The organism is Rhodococcus sp. APC 3903 (genome assembly GCF_030407755.1).
GTDB lineage: Bacteria > Actinomycetota > Actinomycetes > Mycobacteriales > Mycobacteriaceae > Rhodococcus_F > Rhodococcus_F erythropolis.
In genome coordinates this window covers 1-20,006 of record NZ_JASDCV010000008.1, presented here as the reverse complement: position 1 = coordinate 20,006, position 20,006 = coordinate 1, and the positions used below count along the sequence as shown (strand labels likewise).

At 62.7% G+C, this 20,006-nt stretch carries 18 protein-coding genes and 1 pseudogene; 4 read left to right on the top strand and 15 right to left on the bottom strand.

Translation table 11 applies throughout. The annotated features are described in order from the left end of the window. Window positions 1-23 precede the first annotated feature (23 nt). On the top strand, window positions 24-1,352 hold the full coding sequence (gene lat / locus QMA15_RS13070) for an L-lysine 6-transaminase (RefSeq protein ID WP_290284823.1): 1,329 nt from the start codon (window positions 24-26) through the stop codon (window positions 1,350-1,352). Here lat and QMA15_RS13065 read toward each other — a convergent pair. From QMA15_RS13065 to uraD, 6 genes are all read right to left on the bottom strand, one after another. Further along, window positions 1,349-4,060, bottom strand: a complete 2,712-nt coding sequence (locus tag QMA15_RS13065; RefSeq protein ID WP_279163750.1) for a molybdopterin cofactor-binding domain-containing protein — start codon at window positions 4,058-4,060, stop codon at window positions 1,349-1,351. The genes lat and QMA15_RS13065 overlap by 4 nt on opposite strands. Continuing rightward, window positions 4,057-4,866: an FAD binding domain-containing protein gene (locus QMA15_RS13060; protein ID WP_029537912.1), complete on the bottom strand. Its 810-nt coding sequence runs from the start codon at window positions 4,864-4,866 to the stop codon at window positions 4,057-4,059. The genes QMA15_RS13065 and QMA15_RS13060 overlap by 4 nt, the downstream gene beginning before the upstream one ends. 7 nt (window positions 4,867-4,873) lie before the next feature. Beyond that, window positions 4,874-6,187: an 8-oxoguanine deaminase gene (locus QMA15_RS13055; protein ID WP_259349287.1), complete on the bottom strand. Its 1,314-nt coding sequence runs from the start codon at window positions 6,185-6,187 to the stop codon at window positions 4,874-4,876. 53 nt (window positions 6,188-6,240) lie between these two features. After that, entirely contained in the window at window positions 6,241-7,158 is a 918-nt protein-coding gene (pucL, locus tag QMA15_RS13050) for a factor-independent urate hydroxylase (RefSeq protein WP_176749014.1), read from the bottom strand. Between the two features lie 64 nt (window positions 7,159-7,222). Next, window positions 7,223-7,552 (bottom strand): hydroxyisourate hydrolase, encoded by a 330-nt coding sequence (uraH, locus tag QMA15_RS13045; RefSeq protein ID WP_070386878.1) that lies wholly within the window; start codon window positions 7,550-7,552, stop codon window positions 7,223-7,225. Further along, window positions 7,549-8,067: a 2-oxo-4-hydroxy-4-carboxy-5-ureidoimidazoline decarboxylase gene (gene uraD, locus QMA15_RS13040; RefSeq protein WP_070386987.1), complete on the bottom strand. Its 519-nt coding sequence runs from the start codon at window positions 8,065-8,067 to the stop codon at window positions 7,549-7,551. Before uraD ends, uraH begins: the two co-directional genes overlap by 4 nt. Window positions 8,068-8,183: 116 nt before the next feature. Here uraD and QMA15_RS13035 point away from each other — a divergent pair, with 116 nt between their 5' ends. Next, complete coding sequence (locus QMA15_RS13035; protein WP_069145882.1) at window positions 8,184-8,984, top strand: tyrosine-protein phosphatase; 801 nt, start codon at window positions 8,184-8,186, stop codon at window positions 8,982-8,984. Here the strand turns inward: QMA15_RS13035 and QMA15_RS13030 are convergent, their stop codons facing one another. The 9 genes from QMA15_RS13030 to QMA15_RS12990 all read right to left on the bottom strand — a co-directional run bounded on the left by QMA15_RS13030 (window position 8,985) and on the right by QMA15_RS12990 (window position 17,929). Then, window positions 8,985-9,347 carry a VanZ family protein gene (locus QMA15_RS13030; RefSeq protein WP_020969195.1) on the bottom strand — a complete coding sequence of 121 codons (363 nt, stop codon included), beginning with the start codon at window positions 9,345-9,347 and terminating at the stop codon, window positions 8,985-8,987. Further along, entirely contained in the window at window positions 9,344-9,694 is a 351-nt protein-coding gene (locus QMA15_RS13025) for a hypothetical protein (protein WP_003940792.1), read from the bottom strand. Before QMA15_RS13025 ends, QMA15_RS13030 begins: the two co-directional genes overlap by 4 nt. Beyond that, a complete protein-coding gene (locus tag QMA15_RS13020) occupies window positions 9,694-10,119 on the bottom strand; it encodes a DUF1707 domain-containing protein (RefSeq protein WP_020907074.1) in 426 nt (141 codons plus the stop codon). Before QMA15_RS13020 ends, QMA15_RS13025 begins: the two co-directional genes overlap by 1 nt. 76 nt (window positions 10,120-10,195) lie before the next feature. After that, window positions 10,196-11,992 (bottom strand): acetyl/propionyl/methylcrotonyl-CoA carboxylase subunit alpha, encoded by a 1,797-nt coding sequence (locus tag QMA15_RS13015; protein ID WP_019747743.1) that lies wholly within the window; start codon window positions 11,990-11,992, stop codon window positions 10,196-10,198. 138 nt (window positions 11,993-12,130) lie between these two features. Beyond that, window positions 12,131-13,531 carry a condensation domain-containing protein gene (locus QMA15_RS13010; RefSeq protein WP_020969197.1) on the bottom strand — a complete coding sequence of 467 codons (1,401 nt, stop codon included), beginning with the start codon at window positions 13,529-13,531 and terminating at the stop codon, window positions 12,131-12,133. Between the two features lie 4 nt (window positions 13,532-13,535). Then, window positions 13,536-13,952 carry a SufE family protein gene (locus tag QMA15_RS13005; protein WP_019747745.1) on the bottom strand — a complete coding sequence of 139 codons (417 nt, stop codon included), beginning with the start codon at window positions 13,950-13,952 and terminating at the stop codon, window positions 13,536-13,538. Further along, window positions 13,949-14,854 (bottom strand): sulfurtransferase, encoded by a 906-nt coding sequence (locus tag QMA15_RS13000; RefSeq protein WP_019747746.1) that lies wholly within the window; start codon window positions 14,852-14,854, stop codon window positions 13,949-13,951. Before QMA15_RS13000 ends, QMA15_RS13005 begins: the two co-directional genes overlap by 4 nt. A 118-nt stretch (window positions 14,855-14,972) precedes the next feature. Beyond that, window positions 14,973-16,436, bottom strand: a complete 1,464-nt coding sequence (locus tag QMA15_RS12995; protein ID WP_020969198.1) for a condensation domain-containing protein — start codon at window positions 16,434-16,436, stop codon at window positions 14,973-14,975. Further along, window positions 16,436-17,929: a condensation domain-containing protein gene (locus QMA15_RS12990; RefSeq protein WP_020907077.1), complete on the bottom strand. Its 1,494-nt coding sequence runs from the start codon at window positions 17,927-17,929 to the stop codon at window positions 16,436-16,438. Before QMA15_RS12990 ends, QMA15_RS12995 begins: the two co-directional genes overlap by 1 nt. 150 nt (window positions 17,930-18,079) lie before the next feature. Between QMA15_RS12990 and QMA15_RS12985 the strand changes: the two genes are divergently transcribed. Both QMA15_RS12985 and QMA15_RS12980 read left to right on the top strand, forming a co-directional pair. Next, window positions 18,080-19,777, top strand: a complete 1,698-nt coding sequence (locus QMA15_RS12985) for an MFS transporter (protein WP_019747749.1) — start codon at window positions 18,080-18,082, stop codon at window positions 19,775-19,777. 64 nt (window positions 19,778-19,841) lie between these two features. Next, a pseudogene (locus QMA15_RS12980) lies at window positions 19,842-20,006 on the top strand (HNH endonuclease); the annotation flags it as partial.

The window sequence follows — 20,006 nt, the reverse complement described above, 5'->3', positions numbered from 1 at the left end:
AAAATTGACATAATCTTCGCAGTATGAGTACTGCGATGCGAGACTTCGGTGACAGTGCGCTCTTTCCGGTCTACGACGTGCTGAAGGCCAGCATTCTCGTCGACGGATTCGATCTGATTCTCGATGTGCAAAGGTCGCAAGGTTCGTATCTCCGCGACCTGCGAGACGGCACCGAGTTTCTGGACATGTTCGGTTTCTTCGGCTCTTCCGCCCTGGGGATGAATCACCCGGCGATCGCCGACGACGAGGAATTCCAGCAGGAATTGGCCGTTGTCGCCTCCAACAAGCCGAGTAATTCCGACATCTACACCGAGCCTATGGCGCGCTTCGTTGCGGCTTTCGCTCGGGTCCTGGGGGATTCGGAGCTCCCACACTTGTTCTTCGTGGACGGCGGGGCACTTGCGGTGGAAAATGCGCTCAAGGTTGCCTTCGACTGGAAGAGTCGGTTGAACGAAAGCCGTGGATTGTCAAGCGATCTGGGGGCGGAGGTCCTGCATTTGACCGAGGCCTTCCACGGTCGGAGCGGATACACGATGTCGCTCACCAATACCGAACCGGGCAAGGTCGCGAGATTCCCCAAGTTCGACTGGCCCCGGATCGACTCGCCGTATCTCGCAGACGGTCGCGATGTCGAAGCTGCGGAGAGGCGAGCTCTCGAGCAAGCGCGCCGAGCGTTTTCCGACAACCCCGACGATATAGCTTGTTTCATCGCCGAGCCGATCCAAGGCGAAGGCGGTGACCATCACCTCAGGCCGGAATTCCTGCAGGCGATGCAAGAGCTGTGTCGTGAGAATGACGCCCTCTTCATTCTCGACGAGGTGCAAACGGGATGCGGAATCACCGGAACCGCTTGGGCCTATCAGCAATTGGGATTGCATCCGGATGTGGTTGCCTTCGGTAAGAAAACGCAGGTCTGCGGCATCATGGCCGGCGGTCGAGTGGATGAAGTGCGCGACAATGTGTTTCACGTCAGTTCCCGGATCAATTCGACGTGGGGTGGCAACCTCACCGACATGGTGCGCGCCCGGCGGATACTCGAAGTCATCGAGCAGGACCGACTGATCGACCGCGCGCGATTCACGGGTGCGCATCTCCTTGCCCGGTTGACCGAAGTCTGCGGGCGCTACGCGGCGGCGACCGAGCCGCGCGGTCGTGGTCTGATGTGCGCGATTACGTTGGCGGACAGTGACCTTCGTGATCGCGTCGTCCAGCGACTGCGAGAAGACGAGCATGTGATGGTACTGCCAACCGGGAAGAGAGGAATCAGATTCCGTCCCGCGCTGACGGTGACCACCGGTGAGTTGGACGACGCGGTCGACGCAGTCGAGCGAGTACTCGAACGCGAAGTCTAGGCTCTGGCCTGGAGTTCGCTCCACACTCGATCCGGGGTCATCGGTGTGGAGTACATACGCACTCCACACGCGTTGGCTATCGCGTTTGCCAACGCCGGTGCTACGGGATTGAAGGGGGCCTCACTCATAGATTTTGCGCCGAAAGGCCCGAGTTTGTCGTACGTGTCGGCAAACAGTACTTCGGTGATCGGCAAATCTCCGATCTGTGGAACGTGGTAATTGCGTAGCTGAGGATTGATCACTCGGCCTTCTTCGATGACGATTTCCTCCGACAGCGCAGCGCCGAGGGCCTGTCCGACACCGCCTTCCACCTGCCCTCGCAGTTGTGCCGGGTTCATGACGGTGCCGGCGTCGGCGGCCTGAACCGACTGCAGGATCTTCACCCGTCCGGTATCCGTGTCGACGGCAACGCGAAAACCGTGAACGTTGAACGAGACCGAGCGCGGTGTTCCGTCGTGGCGACCGTCAGCGGCGAGCGGGCCACCTTCGAGTAACGTCGCGAAATCGAGGCAACCGTGGGACGTTTCGACCCCGTCCGGCGAAAGATCGTCGATCTGCGCGCCGCGGCCACTCAATCGCACCGCACGGGTCAGTATCCGCTCGCGAAGGCGCTCGCAGGCGATCAGGAGCGCCTTGCCGGCGACCACCGTTCCCGTCGACCCGAATGCTCCGGTGTCGTATCCGCCTGCATCGGTGTCGGATTGAACAATCGTGATGCGATCGACTGTCGTCCGCAATTCGGTGGCCGCGATCTGTTGGTGAATCGTGGTGGTTCCGTTGCCGAACTCAGCGGTGCCGATGTTCACGACGTACCGACCGTCGGCCTCGAGTGCGACGGTGGTGTCGGAGAAGTGACCACGCGGCGGGATCGTCGCGATCATGGCAATTGCCATGCCCCGGCCGATCTGCCAACGCGACCCTGCCGGTGCAGCCTCGCCGCGTCCGCTCGACAGTGCACTGTCGACGAGGTCGATGCACTGGTCCAGTCCGTAGCTGCCGAATTCGAGATCACCGTCCTCGACGTGCCAGTCGACAAAATCGTCTCCGGGTACGACGACGTTTCGCCGCCGAAACTCGAAGGGGTCCATGCCGAGACGATCAGCGAGCTGATCCATGGCCGACTCGACGGCGAAGATGATCTGGCCGAGCCCGTAACCACGGAAGGCGCCGGACGGAACGTTGTTCGTGTAGACCGCTTCGGCGTCGACGCGTTTGGTTGCAGCGCGATAGACCGCCATGGATTCGGCGCAACCGTGGAACATGACTCCGATCGAATGGTTCCCGTACGCCCCGGCGTCGGAAAGGACGTCGATGGCCAGTGCAGTGAGAGTTCCGTCGGCATCGGCGCCGGCGCGAACCGAAACTCGCATCGGGTGCCGTGACGGTGCGATGGTGAACTGATCGCTGCGGCTGAACTCGTAAGCAACGGGCTTACCCGTTCGCAGGACGGCGAGTGCGACGAGATCTTCGGTGAGTAGTTCCTGCTTCCCGCCGAAGCCTCCACCTACCCGCTTGGCGAACACCCGGATTCGGCTGCGATCGAGATCGAAGATGTGCGCCAATTCGTCCCGAACCAGAAACGGCACCTGTGTGCTGCTTCTGATGACGAGACGGCCGTCCTCGTCGAGCCACCCCGCTGTGCCGTGAGTTTCCAAGGCCACGTGCTGGACTCGCGCAGTTTTCCACGTACCTTCGACGACTGCGGTGGCATCCGCGAGCGCACGGTCCAGATCGCCGACACCATCGTGAAGCGCGGCAACCACGTTGCGAGGGACTTCTGCGATCCGCGAGCTCTCGTCTTTGTCGCCGTGCAGGAGCGGAGCGCCGGGGGAACGCGCCAGATCTGGTTCGAATACCGCGTCGAGTACCTCGTAGTCGACTTCGATCAGCGAGAGTGCACGTTCCGCCTGCGTCGGGGTTTCGGCGATGACCGCGGCGACGCGCTGGCCGCGGAAACGGACGGTCCTGTCGAACACCCGCGTATCGTCCGGATCGTCGTTGCGGTCCTCGTGCCGGGCGGTCGAGAACAGCACGTCCGGACTGTCCTGAAAGGTGAGGACCGCGGCGACGCCCGGCGCCGCTTCCGCTGCTGCCGTGTCTATCCGGGTTATGTGTGCGTGTGCGTGCGGACTGCCGAGTACTGCGACGTGAAGCAGGCCGATCGGCTTCTCACCCGGGGAGAAGTCTATGGTGTACTGCTCGGTCCCCGTGACGATGCGTGCGGACGCCGGGGCTGCGATGGAACGCCCTTGTGCCCCGCCTATTTTGGCGGTCTCGGTATTGGATGTACCCGCGAGGGCGTCACGAATGGACCGATAACCGGTGCAACGGCACAGGTTACCTTTCATCGAGCACGCGAGATCGGATTTTTGTTCGACCGACAGCGCTGATGCGGTGACTACCATTCCCGCTGTACAGAAACCACATTGGAATCCACCGGCGTCCACGAATGCCTGTTGAATGGGGTGAAGTTTCTCCGGTGTTCCGAGGCCGGCGGCGGTGACGACGTCGCGGCCGCCGAGGCGGTGGGCGGGAAATATGCACGAATGGGTGGGGTGTCCGTCGACCAGAACCGAGCAGGCGCCGCAGTCTCCGGCATCGCACCCCTTCTTGACGGAGTTCGCTCCGTGCTCGCGGAGGAAGGTTCGCAGGCACTGTCCTGGGCGGGGCTGGTCGTCACGGGGAACTCCGTCCACCGAGTACTTCATTCCAGTTCACCTCGGATTTCTTCGGCGAGAAGGTCAGTCATCGCCTTCCGCCACGGCGCAGTTCCATGGACATCGGTGAAGTAGGCGTCTTCCGGAATCCTGCTGTGCAACGCATCCGCAAGTGCAGCGGCGTCGGGGAGTTCGTCGAATTTCAGAGCGTACGGACGGCGGGTCGCGGCGGTGATCGCCAGTGTGAAACCGTCGGCACCGCAGCGCCCGGCAACGGCTACGGCCGATCGCCCGAGTGACGTCTGTGCCAGCTTTCGCATCGCGGTACGTGCGGTCAGTGCATGCACCGGAATCCGGATACTGCGGATGATCTCGCCGGGGCCGAGCACGTTGCGAGAATCGTCGATGACGAAATCGACTACGGGGACTGAGTATTCGGTACCGTCCGGACGCCAGATCGTCAGTTCGGCATCGAGAGCGGTGCACAGAGTCGTCATCGCTCCGGCCGGGAAGGAGAGCGCGATGTTGCCGCCGACGGTCGCGTATCGCAACACCTTCCACGATGCGAGCAGTGCGTCGGCGCAGTGTTGGAACAGCGCTGCGGCGGACCATGAGGTGGGAAGATCGGCGCGGCACAGTTCCTCGATGGTGCAGGTGGCCGCGATTTCGAGACCGAGATCGCCGACCGCGACAGCTTTCCAGTCGAAGCCCGCAAGATCGACAAGAGTGGTCAGGTGCGGCTGCGGTTCCGAGTACAGCCAGGTGCCGCCGCCGATGAACCCGATACCGGGTGAGGCACAGGGGAGCTCGGCGCGGGTCCGCGGCACCAGAACTTCGTCGACGCTGTGCAGATCCATCGCTGCCTCAAGCCTTTCCGAGTAGGTCGCGGTGTGCGCGTGCGACATCCGAGGCCACGACGTCCTCGTCGACGGTGGTGACTCGTCCGTCGGCAACTACGATTCGCCCGTTGACGAGTAGTAACTTCAGCGGGGGCGTCGAGCCGAGTACGAGCGCCGCCACCGGATCGGTGATGCCGGCATGCGCGACGGTGTCGAGTTTCCACACCGCCAGGTCGGCAAGTTTTCCGACCTCGATCGATCCGATCTCGCCCTCGCGGCCCAGAACTCGTGCGCCGCCGATCGTTCCCAATTCCAATGCTTTTCGCACCGTCATCGTCTGCGGACCGCCCTTGGCACGAGCAAACAGAAGCGCATGACGAGACTCCTCGATCAGACTGCATGCTTCGTTGCTCGCCGCGCCGTCCACACCGAGCCCCACGGTGACCCCGCCCTTCACCAGATCGGCGGCACGGGCGATACCGGCCCCCAGGCGCGCATTGGAGGTCGGACAGTGCGCCGCCGCAGTTCCGGATCGCGCCATCGTCTCGATACCGGCGTCGTCGAGATGGACTGCGTGGGCGTACCAGACGTCCGGGCCCACCCAGCCGACGCGCTCCATGTATTCGACCGGCGTGCAACCGAAAAGCTCTCGGCAGAAGCTCTCCTCGTCCAGGGTCTCGGCGAGATGCGTGTGCATTCGCACGCCGTTTTCGCGGGCCAGCGTCGCGGACTCTCGGAGCAGTGACTCCGTCACCGAGAAGGGTGAGCAGGGAGCTACCGCGATCTGCAGCATCGACCCCGCGTTCGGATCGTGCCAGCGGTCGATCACCGACTGCGTGCCGGTCAGGATGTCGTCGAGTTTTTCCACGACGTGATCCGGTGGCAGTCCGCCGGAACTCTGACCGAGGTCCATCGACCCACGACACGGGTGGAATCGAAGGCCAACCTGCGCAGCGGCGGTGATCTCGGCTTCGAAAACGTCGCCGGCGTCGCGGGGAACGACGTAGTGGTGGTCGGTGGTGGTCGTACATCCGGTTTTTGCCAACCAGGTGAGTCCGCCGGTGGCCGCCACGTGGACGGCGTCGGCGTCGATACCCGCCCAGACGGGGTACAGCGTGGTCAGCCACTCGAAGAGCGTCGAGTCTGCTGCCAGGCCACGGGTGATCCATTGGTAGAGATGATGATGTGTGTTCACCAGACCGGGCGTGATCAGGCAACCGTTGCCGTCGATCACGTGCGCATTGGGGTACACGGGAGCCTTTCCGGCCCCCACGTCGACAATCTTGTTGCCCGAGATCACGACGTAGCCGTCGGGGTACTCGGAACGCTCGCTGTCCATCGTGACCACATGGGCATTGGCGACGACGAGAGTGGTCCCGAGGGCCGGGTCGGTCACGACAACCAACCTGAATAGGGTGTCCACGACGGCCCCGCGTCTGGTGCGTCGGATCGGCTGACCGCAGCTTGGATCAGCCCGTACGGACGATCGGCGGCGTGGAACACCTCGTTGTCGTTCTCGACTCCGAAGCGGCCGAGTGCATATTCGAAATGATGCTTGTTGGGTGCCGACAGTCGAACCTCGGCAATGATCGGAAACTCTTCGAGAATTGCTTTGCCGATGTGGAAGAGCGTCTGCTGCAAGGCAAGTGAATGCACCTGCGCGAACTGTTTGACGATTTGTGCCTTGATACCCACGTAGACCGATTCCCAGTCGACGTCGGTGGTGACGAATCGCCACTGGGCGACCAACGTCGTCGCCATGACGCGGTCGTCTGTCGGCTCGAGGATCGTGTACGGATCTTCGAGGAAACCCGAGAACTCACTTCCGGTCGATTTGAGGATCACCAGGTCCTTCAAACCGCCGATCACCCACGTCCCGGCATCGGCTGCCCCAGTATCGGAGATCGTGATCGACGCCGTCCGAACTTCCTGACCCTTCCGAATCCAGGTGTAGTCGTGCTCGCTGCCGTCGACAATCGCACGCTCCCAAGCGTATTCCTCGATCTCGATCCGCGCGCCACTGACCGGTTCGATGTCGTCGACGAAATGACGGGCGAGTTCGAGTCCGTACGTCTCGATCGAGATCAGACCCTTTTCCTTGGCGTAGGAATAGGCCGTTTGTTTCTGCGTGTCGGTCGGCAGAACCTTCGACTGATCGCCGGTGAGGTACGCGTCGGCGAAATCTCCACGCAGGCAGGTGGAGACGTTGATGTCGTGGATCTCGTGACGAGGAGTGTCGCGGTAGATTCGGACTACCCTGTTCTCAGCTTTGCCGTACTGGTGACCGGTAAGTTCGATGGATCCGCTCAACCGGTCGGTGCTTGTAACACCGGTCGTGATGTTGCCGGTTGTGATGTTTTCGGTAGTCACGTGTTCAGCTCCCGCGATAGGTGGAATAAGCAAAGGGCGACAGCAACAGTGGGACGTGGTAGCCCCGCGCTGTGTCGTCCACCCGGAAGGTCACTGTCACTTCCGGGTAGAAGTTCTCTTGTCCGTTGGTCTCGAAATACGTTCCCGTGTCGAAAGTCAGGGTGTAGTGACCGGTGACCAGACCATCAGGAGCAAGTTCGGGGATGCGGCCGTCGGAGTCGGTCTCGGCGCTGGTGATCGTGACGCCGTCTCGATCACGAAGTTCGACGCGAATCCCCGCAGCGGGAATGCCCGTCGTCGCGTCGAGAACGTGCGTGCTCAGGGTCTTGCTCATGCTGCGCCTCCGGAAAGTGAATCGATCAGACGGGCAAGCCTGATTCGATTGATGGCGGCCAATTCGGTTCGAAGCACGGAACGCTCGGTCGCCGGGTCGTTTCGGAGACGGCCTCGAAGGATGTCGAGGAGCTCCGTTCCAGATTTCCCCGACGCGCAGACCAGGTAAACATGGCCGAATGTCTCTTCGTACTCGGCGTTCTTCTGTCGAAGTTCCGCGAGGACGTCTTCTGTCGCGGACGAGACTCCCGACTGTTCACGGATCGAGGCCGCGCTTTCGCTTCGCTCACCGATTCGTGGGTGGCCGGACAGAGCGTCGTCGATCTCGGACTCGGGAAGCTCGGCCAGCACCGCATCTGCTTTGTCGAACAGAGCTTCCAGATCGGTGAACGGGCGAGACGAGGCGATTTCCTGTGCCCACACGGCGGAATGGCAACACTCGAGCAGCGCCGCGACTGCCTGGTGGTCACCGAGCGCATCGAAGGCTCCGAGACCACTGGAATTCGTTGTAGGCATGTCCACAGGATTACTTGAGCATGTTACGGATCTGTAGCGCAGCAATTACGGGAGATGATGTGTCTCGATCTTATTTCTCCGGCCGCCCTTTTCCGGTGACAGATACATTCTTAGGTATGACCGATACTCCCAAGCTGTCTTCCGTCGTACCGTCCCTGGCGAACCTCCGAGACATCGGTGGCCCCGAATCGAGCTTCGGTGGCACCGTCCGCACCGGGAGTGTGTTTCGTTCCACCGATCTGGCATCGCTCAGTGCGGAGGGCGCACAGACCCTCGCCGATCTGGGCATCGTCACGATCTACGATCTGCGCACCGAGTCCGAACGCGAGACGGCGCCGGATCTGACGCCGGACGGAATCCGAGAACTCGGCCTGGACGTATTGGCGGACAAGCAGTATCGCGCCATTCCGGCTCAAATGCAGCAGATGATCGCCGACCCGGCGTTTGCTGCCGAAGCGTTGGGCGGCGGCCAGGCGCTCGAGTACTTTCAGGGAAGTTACCGCGATTTCGTGACCTTGCCGAGTGCGGTCGCGTCGTACCGGCAACTGTTCGTCGACTTGGCGCAGCCGCCCAGCTCGCCGGCACTCATTCACTGCACCACGGGCAAGGACCGCACGGGCTGGGCCGCAGCCGCGCTACTGCTGTTCCTGGGTGCCTCCGAGGACGCGGTCTTCGCGGACTACCTCGAAACCAACAAGGTTCTGTTGCCGATGTTCGCGCCGCTCCTCGAGCGATTCGAGGCCAAGGGTATCGATCCGACCCTGCTCGAAGGTGTCCTCGGTGTCAGGCGCGAGTACCTGCAGGCGTCGATGGCAGAGCTTGCGCAGGTCCACGGATCGATCGAGGCCTACTTCACCGACGGCCTGAAGATCGACGCGTCGACCCAGGAACAATTGCGGAGCAAGCTGCTCAGCTGATCAGGACCTGCTCGGCTCGTCGTCGCGGGCCGTTCGACGCCGCATCACGAGGCTGACGATACCGATCCCGATGGCGATGCCGAGCAGGTCGGCGGTGCCGTCCCAGATCGAACCGGAACGCGAAATGGGCAGCGCTGCTTGAAGAACCTCGGACGTCGCAGCAAAAATCACGAGCCACACCGCGGTGAGCCACGCCGGGATCCGGGCGTGCAACGAGGTGATCGCCAGCACCGCGAACATCAACGTGTGAGTGATCTTGTCGGTGTTCTCCGGGCTCGACGGGACGGTGGAGCCCGGGGAGAAGAGCATGATCAGCGCAATGACCACGGCGATCGCCAGCGGCCAGTATCGGTTGTTCTTCAATTCGTCTGTCCCTCGACGACGACGAGTCCGAGTGCACCTTCGGCGAATCTGGTGACGGCGTCGGCGGCTGTCGTGAGCGCCTCGGTGTGCCCGTCGCGGGCCCAGCCGGTCAGCAGGGCGGTGGAGTCGAGAGGCGTCAGAACGACCTCGGCGAGAAGCTCACCGGTGTTGGGCTGGCACACGGCCCAGGAGTAGACGCTGTTTTCGTGCCACTGAGCGCTCCGCTGACTCACGTAATCGGGGTCGGTGATACCGCCGTCGGCAAGGGCAGGGCGGTCGTCCACACGCTCGTCTGCGCGCAGTGCTCGCAGATACCATCCGCCGGCGTTGATCTCGATCGGCTCCATCAGTCGGAGTCCCGCTCGCGGCGACGCTTGGCTTTGCGTTCCCTGTCGGTACCGAACAGCAGTGCACCGGCGAGGGGAATCGCGAGGAACCACAACCAGGTACCGGTGACGAAGAACAGGATCACCGCGAGAATCGGGATGACGGCCATGACGCGACCGGACCAGTCGGGGTTGAATCGTCGCTCCGCCGGTGCGGCGGGAGGTGTCACCATCGACAGGGGAGCGGTGCCTGGAGCTTGATAGTTGCCCGGTAGATCGGCGAACACCGGAACGAGTTCACTGCGAGTTGTTGCGGCACTGACGATTCCGCTTCTCTCGTCGAACTCCGTGACGGTGAGGCGGCCTGCGGCGAAGTGCTCGCTCAGGAGATCGAGTGCCTGCTCGCGTTCTGCAGTGCCGATGCGAATGTCGGGGACGTCAGCCATCGTTACAGCCTACTCAAACGACTGTGCGCCTTTCCGGTAGTGGGGACTACCGGAAAGGCGCACGGGGCCGGAGGCCTTACTTCAGTTCTGCGAGAACCGTTCCCTGCGTGATTGCTGCACCCGGCTCGACGGACAGTCCGGTGACGACACCGGCCTTGTGCGCGTTGACGGGGTTTTCCATCTTCATGGCTTCGAGAACCGCGATCAGGTCACCTTCTGCGACTTCCTGGCCTTCGGTCACTGCGACCTTGACGACGGTGCCCTGCATCGGAGCGGTGACGGCGTCACCGGATGCTGCGCCGCCGCCGGCGCCGCCGCGCTTGCGTGCCTTCGGCTTCTTGCGGATGGCACCGGATGCTGCGCCGCCGCCGTTGCCGAGCGAGAACTGGCCCGGGAGGGAAACCTCGACGCGACGTCCACCGACCTCGACGACGACGTTCTGACGCGGCAGAGCCTCGTCCTCGTCGTCGACCGGTGCACCGGAACCGGCGTACGGCTCGATGGTGTTTTCCCAGTCGGTTTCGATCCACTTGGTGTAGATGTCGAACTTCTCGCCGTCACCGACGAACGCCGGGTTCTCGACGATGTGGCGGTGGAACGGGAGGACGGTCGCGAGGCCGTCGATCTCGAACTCGGCCAGAGCGCGCGATGCCCGCTGGAGGGCTTCTTCGCGGGTGGCGCCGGTGACGATGAGCTTGGCGAGCATGGAGTCGAACTGTCCGCCGATGACGTCGCCGGCGACAACACCGGAATCGACGCGGACGCCGGGGCCTGTGGGCTCACGGTAGACGGAAACGGGGCCGGGGGCGGGCATGAAGCCGCGGCCGGCGTCTTCACCGTTGATGCGGAACTCGAAGGAGTGTCCACGCGGGGTGGGATCTTCCTTGATGGAGAGTTCTTCGCCGTTGGCGATGAGGAACTGCTGACGCACCAGGTCGATGCCCGCGGTCTCTTCCGTGACGGGGTGCTCGACCTGCAGGCGGGTGTTGACCTCGAGGAAGGAGATGGTGTCGCCCTGAACCAGGTACTCGACCGTTCCGGCGCCGTAGTAGCCGGCTTCCTTGCAGATGGCCTTCGCGGACGCGTGGATGCGTGCGCGCTGGTCGTCCGTCAGGAACGGAGCCGGAGCCTCTTCGACGAGCTTCTGGAAGCGACGCTGCAGTGAGCAGTCGCGGGTACCGGCGACGACGACGTTGCCGTGCTGGTCGGCGATGACCTGAGCCTCGACGTGGCGGGCCTTGTCCAGGTACTGCTCGACGAAGCACTCGCCGCGACCGAAGGCTGCGATGGCCTCACGGGTGGCCGACTCGAACAGCTCGGGGATTTCCTCGATGGTCTGGGCGACCTTCATGCCGCGTCCACCGCCGCCGAAGGCAGCCTTGATCGCAACCGGTACGCCGTATTCCTTGGCGAATGCGACGACCTCGTCTGCGCCCTTGACGGGGTCCTTGGTGCCGGCAGCCATCGGAGCCTTCGCGCGTTCTGCGATGTGGCGTGCCGTGACCTTGTCGCCGAGGTCGCGGATGGACTGCGGTGACGGACCGATCCAGATGAGGTTCGCGTCGATGACGGCCTGGGCGAAGTCGGCGTTCTCGGAGAGGAAGCCGTAGCCGGGGTGGATGGCGTCGGCGCCGGACTTCTTGGCGGCATCGAGGATCTTGTCGAACACGAGGTAGGACTCGGCGGACGTCTGTCCGCCGAGGGCAAATGCCTCGTCTGCGAGCTTCACGAACTGCGCTTCTGCGTCGGGCTCGGCGTAAACGGCAACGCTGCCGTAGCCGGCATCCTTGGCCGCCCGGATGACCCGTACCGCGATTTCACCGCGGTTCGCGACAAGCACCTTCGTAATGTGCGCGCTGGCATGACTGGGCACTGAGCCTCCTGTGGTTCGCATAGTCTGTCTCCGCGGTGTATTCCTCTGGGATTTCACCATCGGGGGATTGGCATCACTTCGGAGTGTATGCATCGCTTCGGCGCTGGCTGTAACCGGATCGCTAAAGCCCACTCCGGCTTAGGAAACGGTTTCGAAAACTACCGATGAGTAGCTGCCGGAGGTGCCGGTGTCCGGTTCGGCGACGATTTCTTCGACGGTCCGGCGCAGTGCGGCCACGTAGGCGTGAACCGCGGCGTTCGCCGTCTCGTTGCCTGGATACCTGACTGCGAGATTGAGGCCTTGGGGTGTGCGGTTGATCCAGATGTATACGTCGTGCGTGTATGCCTTGCTTCGAAGTGCTCTGGCGTTCCATTCGGGCCACTGTGCGGCCTCGGGTACAAAGCGAACGTCCATGTAGGACACCACGAATCGCGGTCGAATCGGGGTTTCGAGGTGCTCACCGATCCGATCGAACGGGACCGCGGCGGCAGGCTTGACCGAAGCGATCGATTCGGCGGCGCGTGTTGCGAGGTCGCCGAACGAACAGTCCGATCCAACGGCGAACTCGACCGGGCACAGTCCGACGAACCAGCCGAGCGCACCCGCCCACTCCTGAGCGCTGCGGGTGTGAACCGGCGTCACGACCTCGAATTGATCGGACCCCGCGACTTCGCGACCTACGGCCGCAAGTCCGCCGAGTAGTCCGGCGAAATAACCCACGCCGGCGGCTGCACACGTCGAACTGAAGGCCTTGGACTGCTCGGCGTCGAGTAGCCAGGTCGACAGGCCGTTCTGAGAATCGGTTCCGCGTTCACCGATCGGTAGCGGGAACTGGGGTAACCCGTCCGTTCCGAGAGCCTTACGCCAGATCTCCACCGCAGCCTTCTCGGCTTCCATGTCGGCCATCTGCTCGCGTTCGACGGCACCGAAATCGACGTAGCTGCCCACCGGGAACAGATTTGCAGCGCTGCCGGTCGAGGCCTCGCGGTACAGCGCTGCAATCTCGTGAGCGACCAGCACGATCGAGAAACCGTCGATGATCGAGTGGTCCGCCGCGAAGAACACGGTGAACGGACCGTCGCCACCGCGGGGCGTCAACGTCGCGAAGACGTACGACGGCCAACTGTGCGGGGACGCGTAATCGTCGAACAGGCGGTGAAGGTGGTCGAAGTTGTCCTGGCTGGACGCGTCGTAGCCGTGGCTGACGACCCCGATGTCGATTCCGCCGATCGGGACGGTGTGCCGGGTGATCTCGCCACTCGAGGGCTCGAGGACGGTATGCGAGCGCAGAACTTCATGACGGTCGATCCAGCGGCCGAGGGCGACTCGGAACGCATCGACATCGAGCGGGCCGGAAATCTCGAAAGCTGTTCCCAGCCAAGACTTGTCGCCCGCGCCTGCAGCGGAACGGTTGAGATGTGCCTCGTGAATGTAGGAGACGGGCCGCGGATCCGGAACCCAAGGCCCGGTTGCGCACGGCAACCATTCGACGAGTGCGCCGGCCGGAATCGCATAGTCGGCCAGTTCGGTGAACTCCATGTTTTCAGCCCCGCAAGTGCCGCTTGATGCGCGCGAGCATGGCCGACATTCCGCGCAGACGGAGCGGGCTCACAGCTTCTGCGAGACCGAGCGCCGAATAGAAGTCGTCGGGTACACCGAGGATCTCGTCCGCGCTGTGACCGTCGAGCCCCTGCGCGAGGATCGATGCGAAACCACGCGTCGTGGGAGCCTCGGGGGGCGCGCTGAAGTACAGACGGACGTTGTCGCGATCCGAATCGTCGACCGAGAGGAACAGCGGCGACTGACATTCGGGGACCGGCTCCATCGCGCTCTGCTCGAGCTCCGCCGGCAACGGCGGTAGCTCTCGGCTGAACTCGAGAAGAAGGGTGAGCTTGTCCGAGGCGCCGACGGCTGCGAAGTCGTCGACGATCTCGGCCAGAGCCGAAGGAAGAGTGCTCATGACGCCGATACGGAGGAAGGAACTGCGCCGGGCTCTTCGCCCTGGACGATCGGGACGCGCACTGCATTGCCCCACTCTGTCCAGGAACCGTCGTAGTTACGAACGTTCGGGTAGCCGAGAAGATGGGTCAACACGAACCAGGTGTGGCTGGAACGCTCACCGATGCGGCAGTACGCGACGATGTTGTCGTCGGCCGACAGACCGCCGTAGATCTCGCCGAGTTCGGTGCGGGTGCGGAAGCGGCTGTCCGGTGCCGCCGCCTTCGCCCACGGGATGCTGAGAGCGCTGGGAATGTGTCCACCGCGCAACGCACCCTCTTCGGGGTAGTCGGGCATGTGGGTGCGCTCGCCGGTGTACTCCTGCGGAGATCGCACGTCGATGAGCGGCCCGTCGCCCAAGTGTGCAAGTACGTCGTCCTTGAATGCGCGGATGGGAGCGTCGTTGCGCTTGACGACCGGGTAATCCGTTGACGTGATGTCGGGAACGTCGAATGCGGTGTCACGGTTCTCGGCGATCCACGCATCGCGGCCACCGTCGAGAAGACGGACGTCCTCGTGGCCGAACAGAGTGAAGACCCACAGTGCGTAGGCGGCCCACCAGTTGCTCTTGTCGCCGTAGATGACGACGGTGTCGTCGCGGCTGATGCCCTTGCGGTTCATCAACTCTGCGAACTTCGCACCGTCGATGTAATCGCGGGTGACCGGATCGTTGAGGTCGAGATGCCAGTCGATCTTCACTGCGCCGGGAATGTGGCCGACGTCGTACAACAACACGTCTTCATCGGATTCGACGACCTTGAGGCCCGGCGTACCGAGATTCGCCGAGAGCCATTCCGTCGAGACCAACCGGTCGGGATGCGCGAACTCGGCAAACGCGGTTGAGGGATCGGGGGCAACGGGCACGGGCGTACTCCTGAAGACGAATCGTTCGGTTCGAACACGGACTTGATCGATTCTATGCGCTGCGCGCAAGGGGAGACGCCCGGAAGCAGGTTCTGCCTGCTCGTACCCGTTGCCGACCCTAAATCCTCGGTGTTCCTGCCCCGACGCTCGAATCTCTCAATTGTTCGGTGACACTTCCGATCGGCGTCACGCCCCGGGCGCAGACTTCCCTCAGAATCCGGTCGAGATCGGTGAGGAAATTCACCATGGTTTCGTTTGCCGTGTCGGTGTCCGGGAAGCGCGAACGCAGCGAGAGACCACGGTTCGTTCGCGAAATCCAGAACTGGGCATCGTCGGCGACCGTCACATTGCTGATGTGATGAGCGTTGAGGAGATCATGATCGTCGGTGCCGGGTAGTTTGCGGTAATCGATGTACGACACCATGAAGACGTCGGTGCGCGTGCGTCGAATCTTGTCGCCCAAAGCATCTCGAACCTGGGCCATGGTGACGCCCTCGAGCGTCAACGCAACTCGGAACGACGCGTGCGTATGTGCAAGGGATGCACCGAAATCCGCATCGGGAGTGATCTGGACCGTGATCGGCGCGCTCGTGGTGAGCCAGCCGATGGCGTCGGCCCAGCGTGGATCTTTGCGGATGTGCAGCGGGAATTGCAGTGGAAGCGTCGCCTGTCCGGTGAACGAGTGGACGGAAAGTCCCATCGCAGTGAGGATTCCGGTGAACACGCTACCGCCGGCGGATAGGCAGATCTCGTCGAACTTCGCGGTCAGTTCCTCGTCGAGCAGCACGCGCACATCGGCGCCCTGAGGCGCGGGCTTTCCTGCCTCGACGCCGAGATCCAAGGGGAAACTCGGCGATGTGCCACCACAAATCTCGTAGAACCTTGCCCACTCTCGGATTCGAGGGTCGTTGTCGACGGGAAGCAGAGCGTCGGCCTCCAGTTCGCAGTACCGCACGAAACTTCCCGGGTCACCCAGTCGGCTCATCACTGCGTCGACGGCCTCGTGGTCGGTCAGTTCGGGTATGGCGATCAGTCCCTCGTAGATCTGTCGCAGTTCCCCGAGAGCGATGACCAACGAGTAGCCGTCGACGAGGGTGTGATCGAAGGCGCTCAGGACCGTGTAGTGCTCTTCGCGTTCGACCGTGGCAAACGTGTAGGCGGGGAAGGTCAGTGGATCGCATACCGTCGTGAATCGCTTCTTGAGGTGCGCTCGGAGGTCTTCGGTCGAATCGAACTTCACAGGTTCCGAAGTCTCGATGTGTGTGCCGTCGGGATCGAGTCCCATTCGGGTGGTGGTGAACTCGCCCACCTCGAATCCTGTGTGCAGAGTGTCATGGCGACTGATGAACAGGCGCAGCGCGAGATCGAGTGCGGGCCGATTCAGTTCTCCGGGAAGGTCGAATGCGGCTGCCATCCACACACTCCGGCCCATGCCGTGTGTTCGCGCAGTCTCGAGATGGAAATGTTGGTTGTACGACGGTGGTACTTCCGACTCGGTGACGGCGCCGTCCGCGGGCTGGAGCGACCATTCGGTGACGATTCCGGGCTCGAGTCCGTATCGATCGATCGAGGTGACATGCATCAGGACGCTCCCTCTGGTGCCGAGAACGAGTAGTCGCCCTGAGCTGCAACAGTTTTGATGATCTTGGAGACGTGCTCGGCGAAGCGGGTGGCCGATTCGTGGGCAATGGGGGTGTCAGGGTGGGACACGGCGATCCAGGTGCCGGTGTGCATCCGGTTGATCCACATCGACGCGATCTGCGTCTCTTTGCCGCCGACGATTCCCGTTGCCTTCGTCTCGGCGTAACTGTATGGATCCGGCATGCGGCGGCCGTCGATGTACGAGACGATCGGCGGCGGGGTGAGCGTCTTCGACAATCCGCCGGGTGCGGAATCCGACTCGGCCAAGCTCGACAGAACCAGATCGATGACTTGCTGCACAGAGACATCGAGGAGTGCCTTGCCGTCGTGGTACCCCTGCTGCCCGAGCTTTGCCAACTCGGTGAAGCGTCGCTTGTCGTCGACGTCGATGCCGACCGGGATCAGGTTGATGTACCAGCCCTGTGCAAACGAGTCGGCCTCGGTTCGTGTGCTGACCGGCGAGAGGGCGATGTACTTGTCGCGTCCGGCCAGTTCGAATTCCGCAATCGCGAGGGCGGTGAATATTCCACCGATGAAGTTGGCGCCGTTGGCTTTACAGACCGCACCGAACCTTTCGCACTCATTGTCGTCGGCCAGGTCGAAGCGTGAACCGATAGCCGGTTTGGGCGCGTCTTCCGCCCCGAGCGGGAGCGGAAATCCGGGGAACGAGCCGCCGCTGCGCATGAGGTAACCGAGCCACTGGTGCACTTCGGGGGACTGCATCGTCAGTTCGGTTGTTCGCTCGCGTTCGACGCGACCGAACTGTGCGTAACTTCCCGCGGGGCCTAGTTCGGGATGTGACCCGGTCGTTTCCGCGGCGTAGAGCTGACGCAATTCCGCGTACATCAGCACCATCGAGTTCATGTCCGAATGGGCGTGGTCGACTGCGTGGAACAGGGTGAAGCTCGGATCGGCTTCGAGGTCGGCATGGTGGTGCTCGACGGCGCCGAACACGAAGGCCGGCCACTGAAGGGCACTGGTTTCCGTTGCGAACTTGGTTGCGACGAGTGCGCGGATCGCCTCGGATTCGGAGACGTCGTCGCCGACGCGGTACTCGAGTTCGATGCTCTCGACCGGCACCACGTGTCGACGGACCTCGAACGCGGTGTCCGCAGCGTCGGTGGTTGCTTCGTCGAAGGAGAACCAACTGTGGAGCGTGTCGTGGCGACGGACGTAGCGCTGCAGGGCTCGCGTCATGGCGTCGCGGTCGAGTGTTCCTGCGAAATCGAAGGCGATACCGATCCACGGAGACTGCGGATCGCCCTTCTCTGCGGTGACGCGGGCGCGTCGCAGGTGGCGATCCTGCATCGTGGTCGGGGGTAGTTCTCGGTCGATCTCGGCTTCGGCGGCTCGTTGAGCGGAAGCATGCGTGACGCCCCATTCGATTACCCGTCCAGGAAGCGGGTGCCAATGGGTGATCAAGTTCAGATCCATCGAGTAGAACTCCTGCGTGTGTCGTCGAGAAGCCTGCTCTGAAAATGGGCAGACGACGAACTATCCCATCTGGGGGACTGAATTGTCCGAAATACTACAATCTAAACAAGAACAGGTTCTAGAAGCGTCGTGTTCGATTAGGATCATTCGGTGCTTCCGGACCCTTTAGGTGACGCTGTCGGCGCCGACCACAAGGGCGGACGGCGAGCTGGTTCTCTGACGCCCTGGCTCGGGTTGGCGACGAGTCTGGCGGCGGCGTTCATGCAGTTGCTCGACGCGACGATCGTCAACGTCGCGCTTCCGAGCATCGCCGTCGATCTTCAAGCAGGCGTATCGGCGCAGTTGCTCATGGTCAGCGTGTACATCCTGGCTTTTGCGTGTTCGTTGATCACCGCGGCCAGGTTGGGGGACCTGTTCGGTCGTAGGGTTGTTTTTCTGACCGCCCTGTTCGTATTCGTCGCGGCCTCGTTGCTGTGCGGGCTCGCTCAGAGCGCGACGATGTTGATCGTCTTCCGGGGTTTGCAAGGGTTGGCGGCCGGTTCGATGTCCGCCCAGACGTTTGCCATCATCTCGGGTCTGTTTCCGAAGGCCAGGCATCCGCGAGTGTTCGGGATCTACGGTGCGACCATCGGGCTCGCAACGGTCAGTGGGCCTCTGATCGGCGGGCTGCTGATCGAGTGGAATCTCTTCGACTGGGGCTGGCGCCTGATCTTCTTCGTCAACATTCCGATCGGCATCGCCGCCTTGATTCTCGGGTATTTCCATCTCGTCGATGCTCGCGCTGAGCATGTGCGCTCACTGGACCTCATCGGCGCCGCACTGTCATCGCTGGCGCTGTTCCTGCTGATCCTTCCCCTGGCCGAGGGAAGGGCGCGTGGATGGCCCACAGGTCTTGTTGTCATGCTCGCGATGTCGGTGCCGGTGGCATTGGCGTTTGTGCTCTACGAATCGCGTCTGGCGAAACGAGGCGGCGATCCGGTCCTTCGTCTGGAGCTTTTCCGCGACCGAGCCTTCGCGATCGGCGCGGTTCTTGCGTTCGTATTCTTCGGAACCCTGACTTCGTTGATCTTCACCATCAGTCTCACGCTTCAGTTCGGGTTCGGGTTCTCCGCATTGCGAGCGGGCGTGATGACGCTCCCGTGGGCCGTCGGCATGGGCGTGGCTGCGGTTCTCTCATCCGCGGTGTACCGGATGCTTGGAAACCGCGTTCTGATCTTGGGGATGGTCGTCTTTGCCGGCTCGCTGATCGCGTTGTCGGTCATCCTCGAACACGAAGGAACTGATCCACGCTGGCTCGCGCTCGCCGGTCCTCTCCTCCTCGGGGGCGCAGGGCTCGGACTGTTCGTGGCGCCACTGCAGACCGCGATCCTCGCGACGGTCGAACCCGCGCACGCGGGTTCGGTGTCGGGGCTGCTACCGACCGTTCAGCAGGTTGGCAGCTCGATCGGACTGGCCTTGATCGGAGTGGTGTTCTTCTCGCTCGTCGCGGGGCAAGCTCCGCAAGCAGTGCAGGGGGAGCGGCCCGAGTACGTTGCGAATCTTGAAGCTGCCGGCGTGAATCCCGGCCTGGTCGACATCGCCGAAAAGGCATTTGTCGATTGCGCGACAAGTCAATTGGCATCCGGAACACCGATGGAGGTGGCGCCGGAATGTCGCCGCGAAGGAACTGCCGGCGCCGGGGGCCAATCCGTTCAAGTGGCAGTTGATGCCGCGTACGCATCTACTCGCGCGGCGGCTGGCGAAGCGTTTCTCGAAGCCCAACGCCGCGTGCTCGCGATCATCGCAGCAATTGCGCTCGGCATCGGATTGGCCTCGACTGCCCTGCCGCGGGTCAATTCCCCAGTCTGAAAAAAATACCCTTGACTCGAACGGGTGTTCGAGTATTCTCCTGAGTAGGGGATCGGGGGATTCAATGAGCGTCTTGTTGTCGGATGTGGTGTCCGGTTCTGCAGTGGGGTTGCGCGGACGACTGTGGCAGTTGTCTGCTTCTGAGTTGCGTGCTGCTGCGGTGTCGGCGAGTGTGGAGATTCTTCGTCTCGAGGCTGTGCGGGTGGCGGTGGTGGACGAGTTGTCGTTG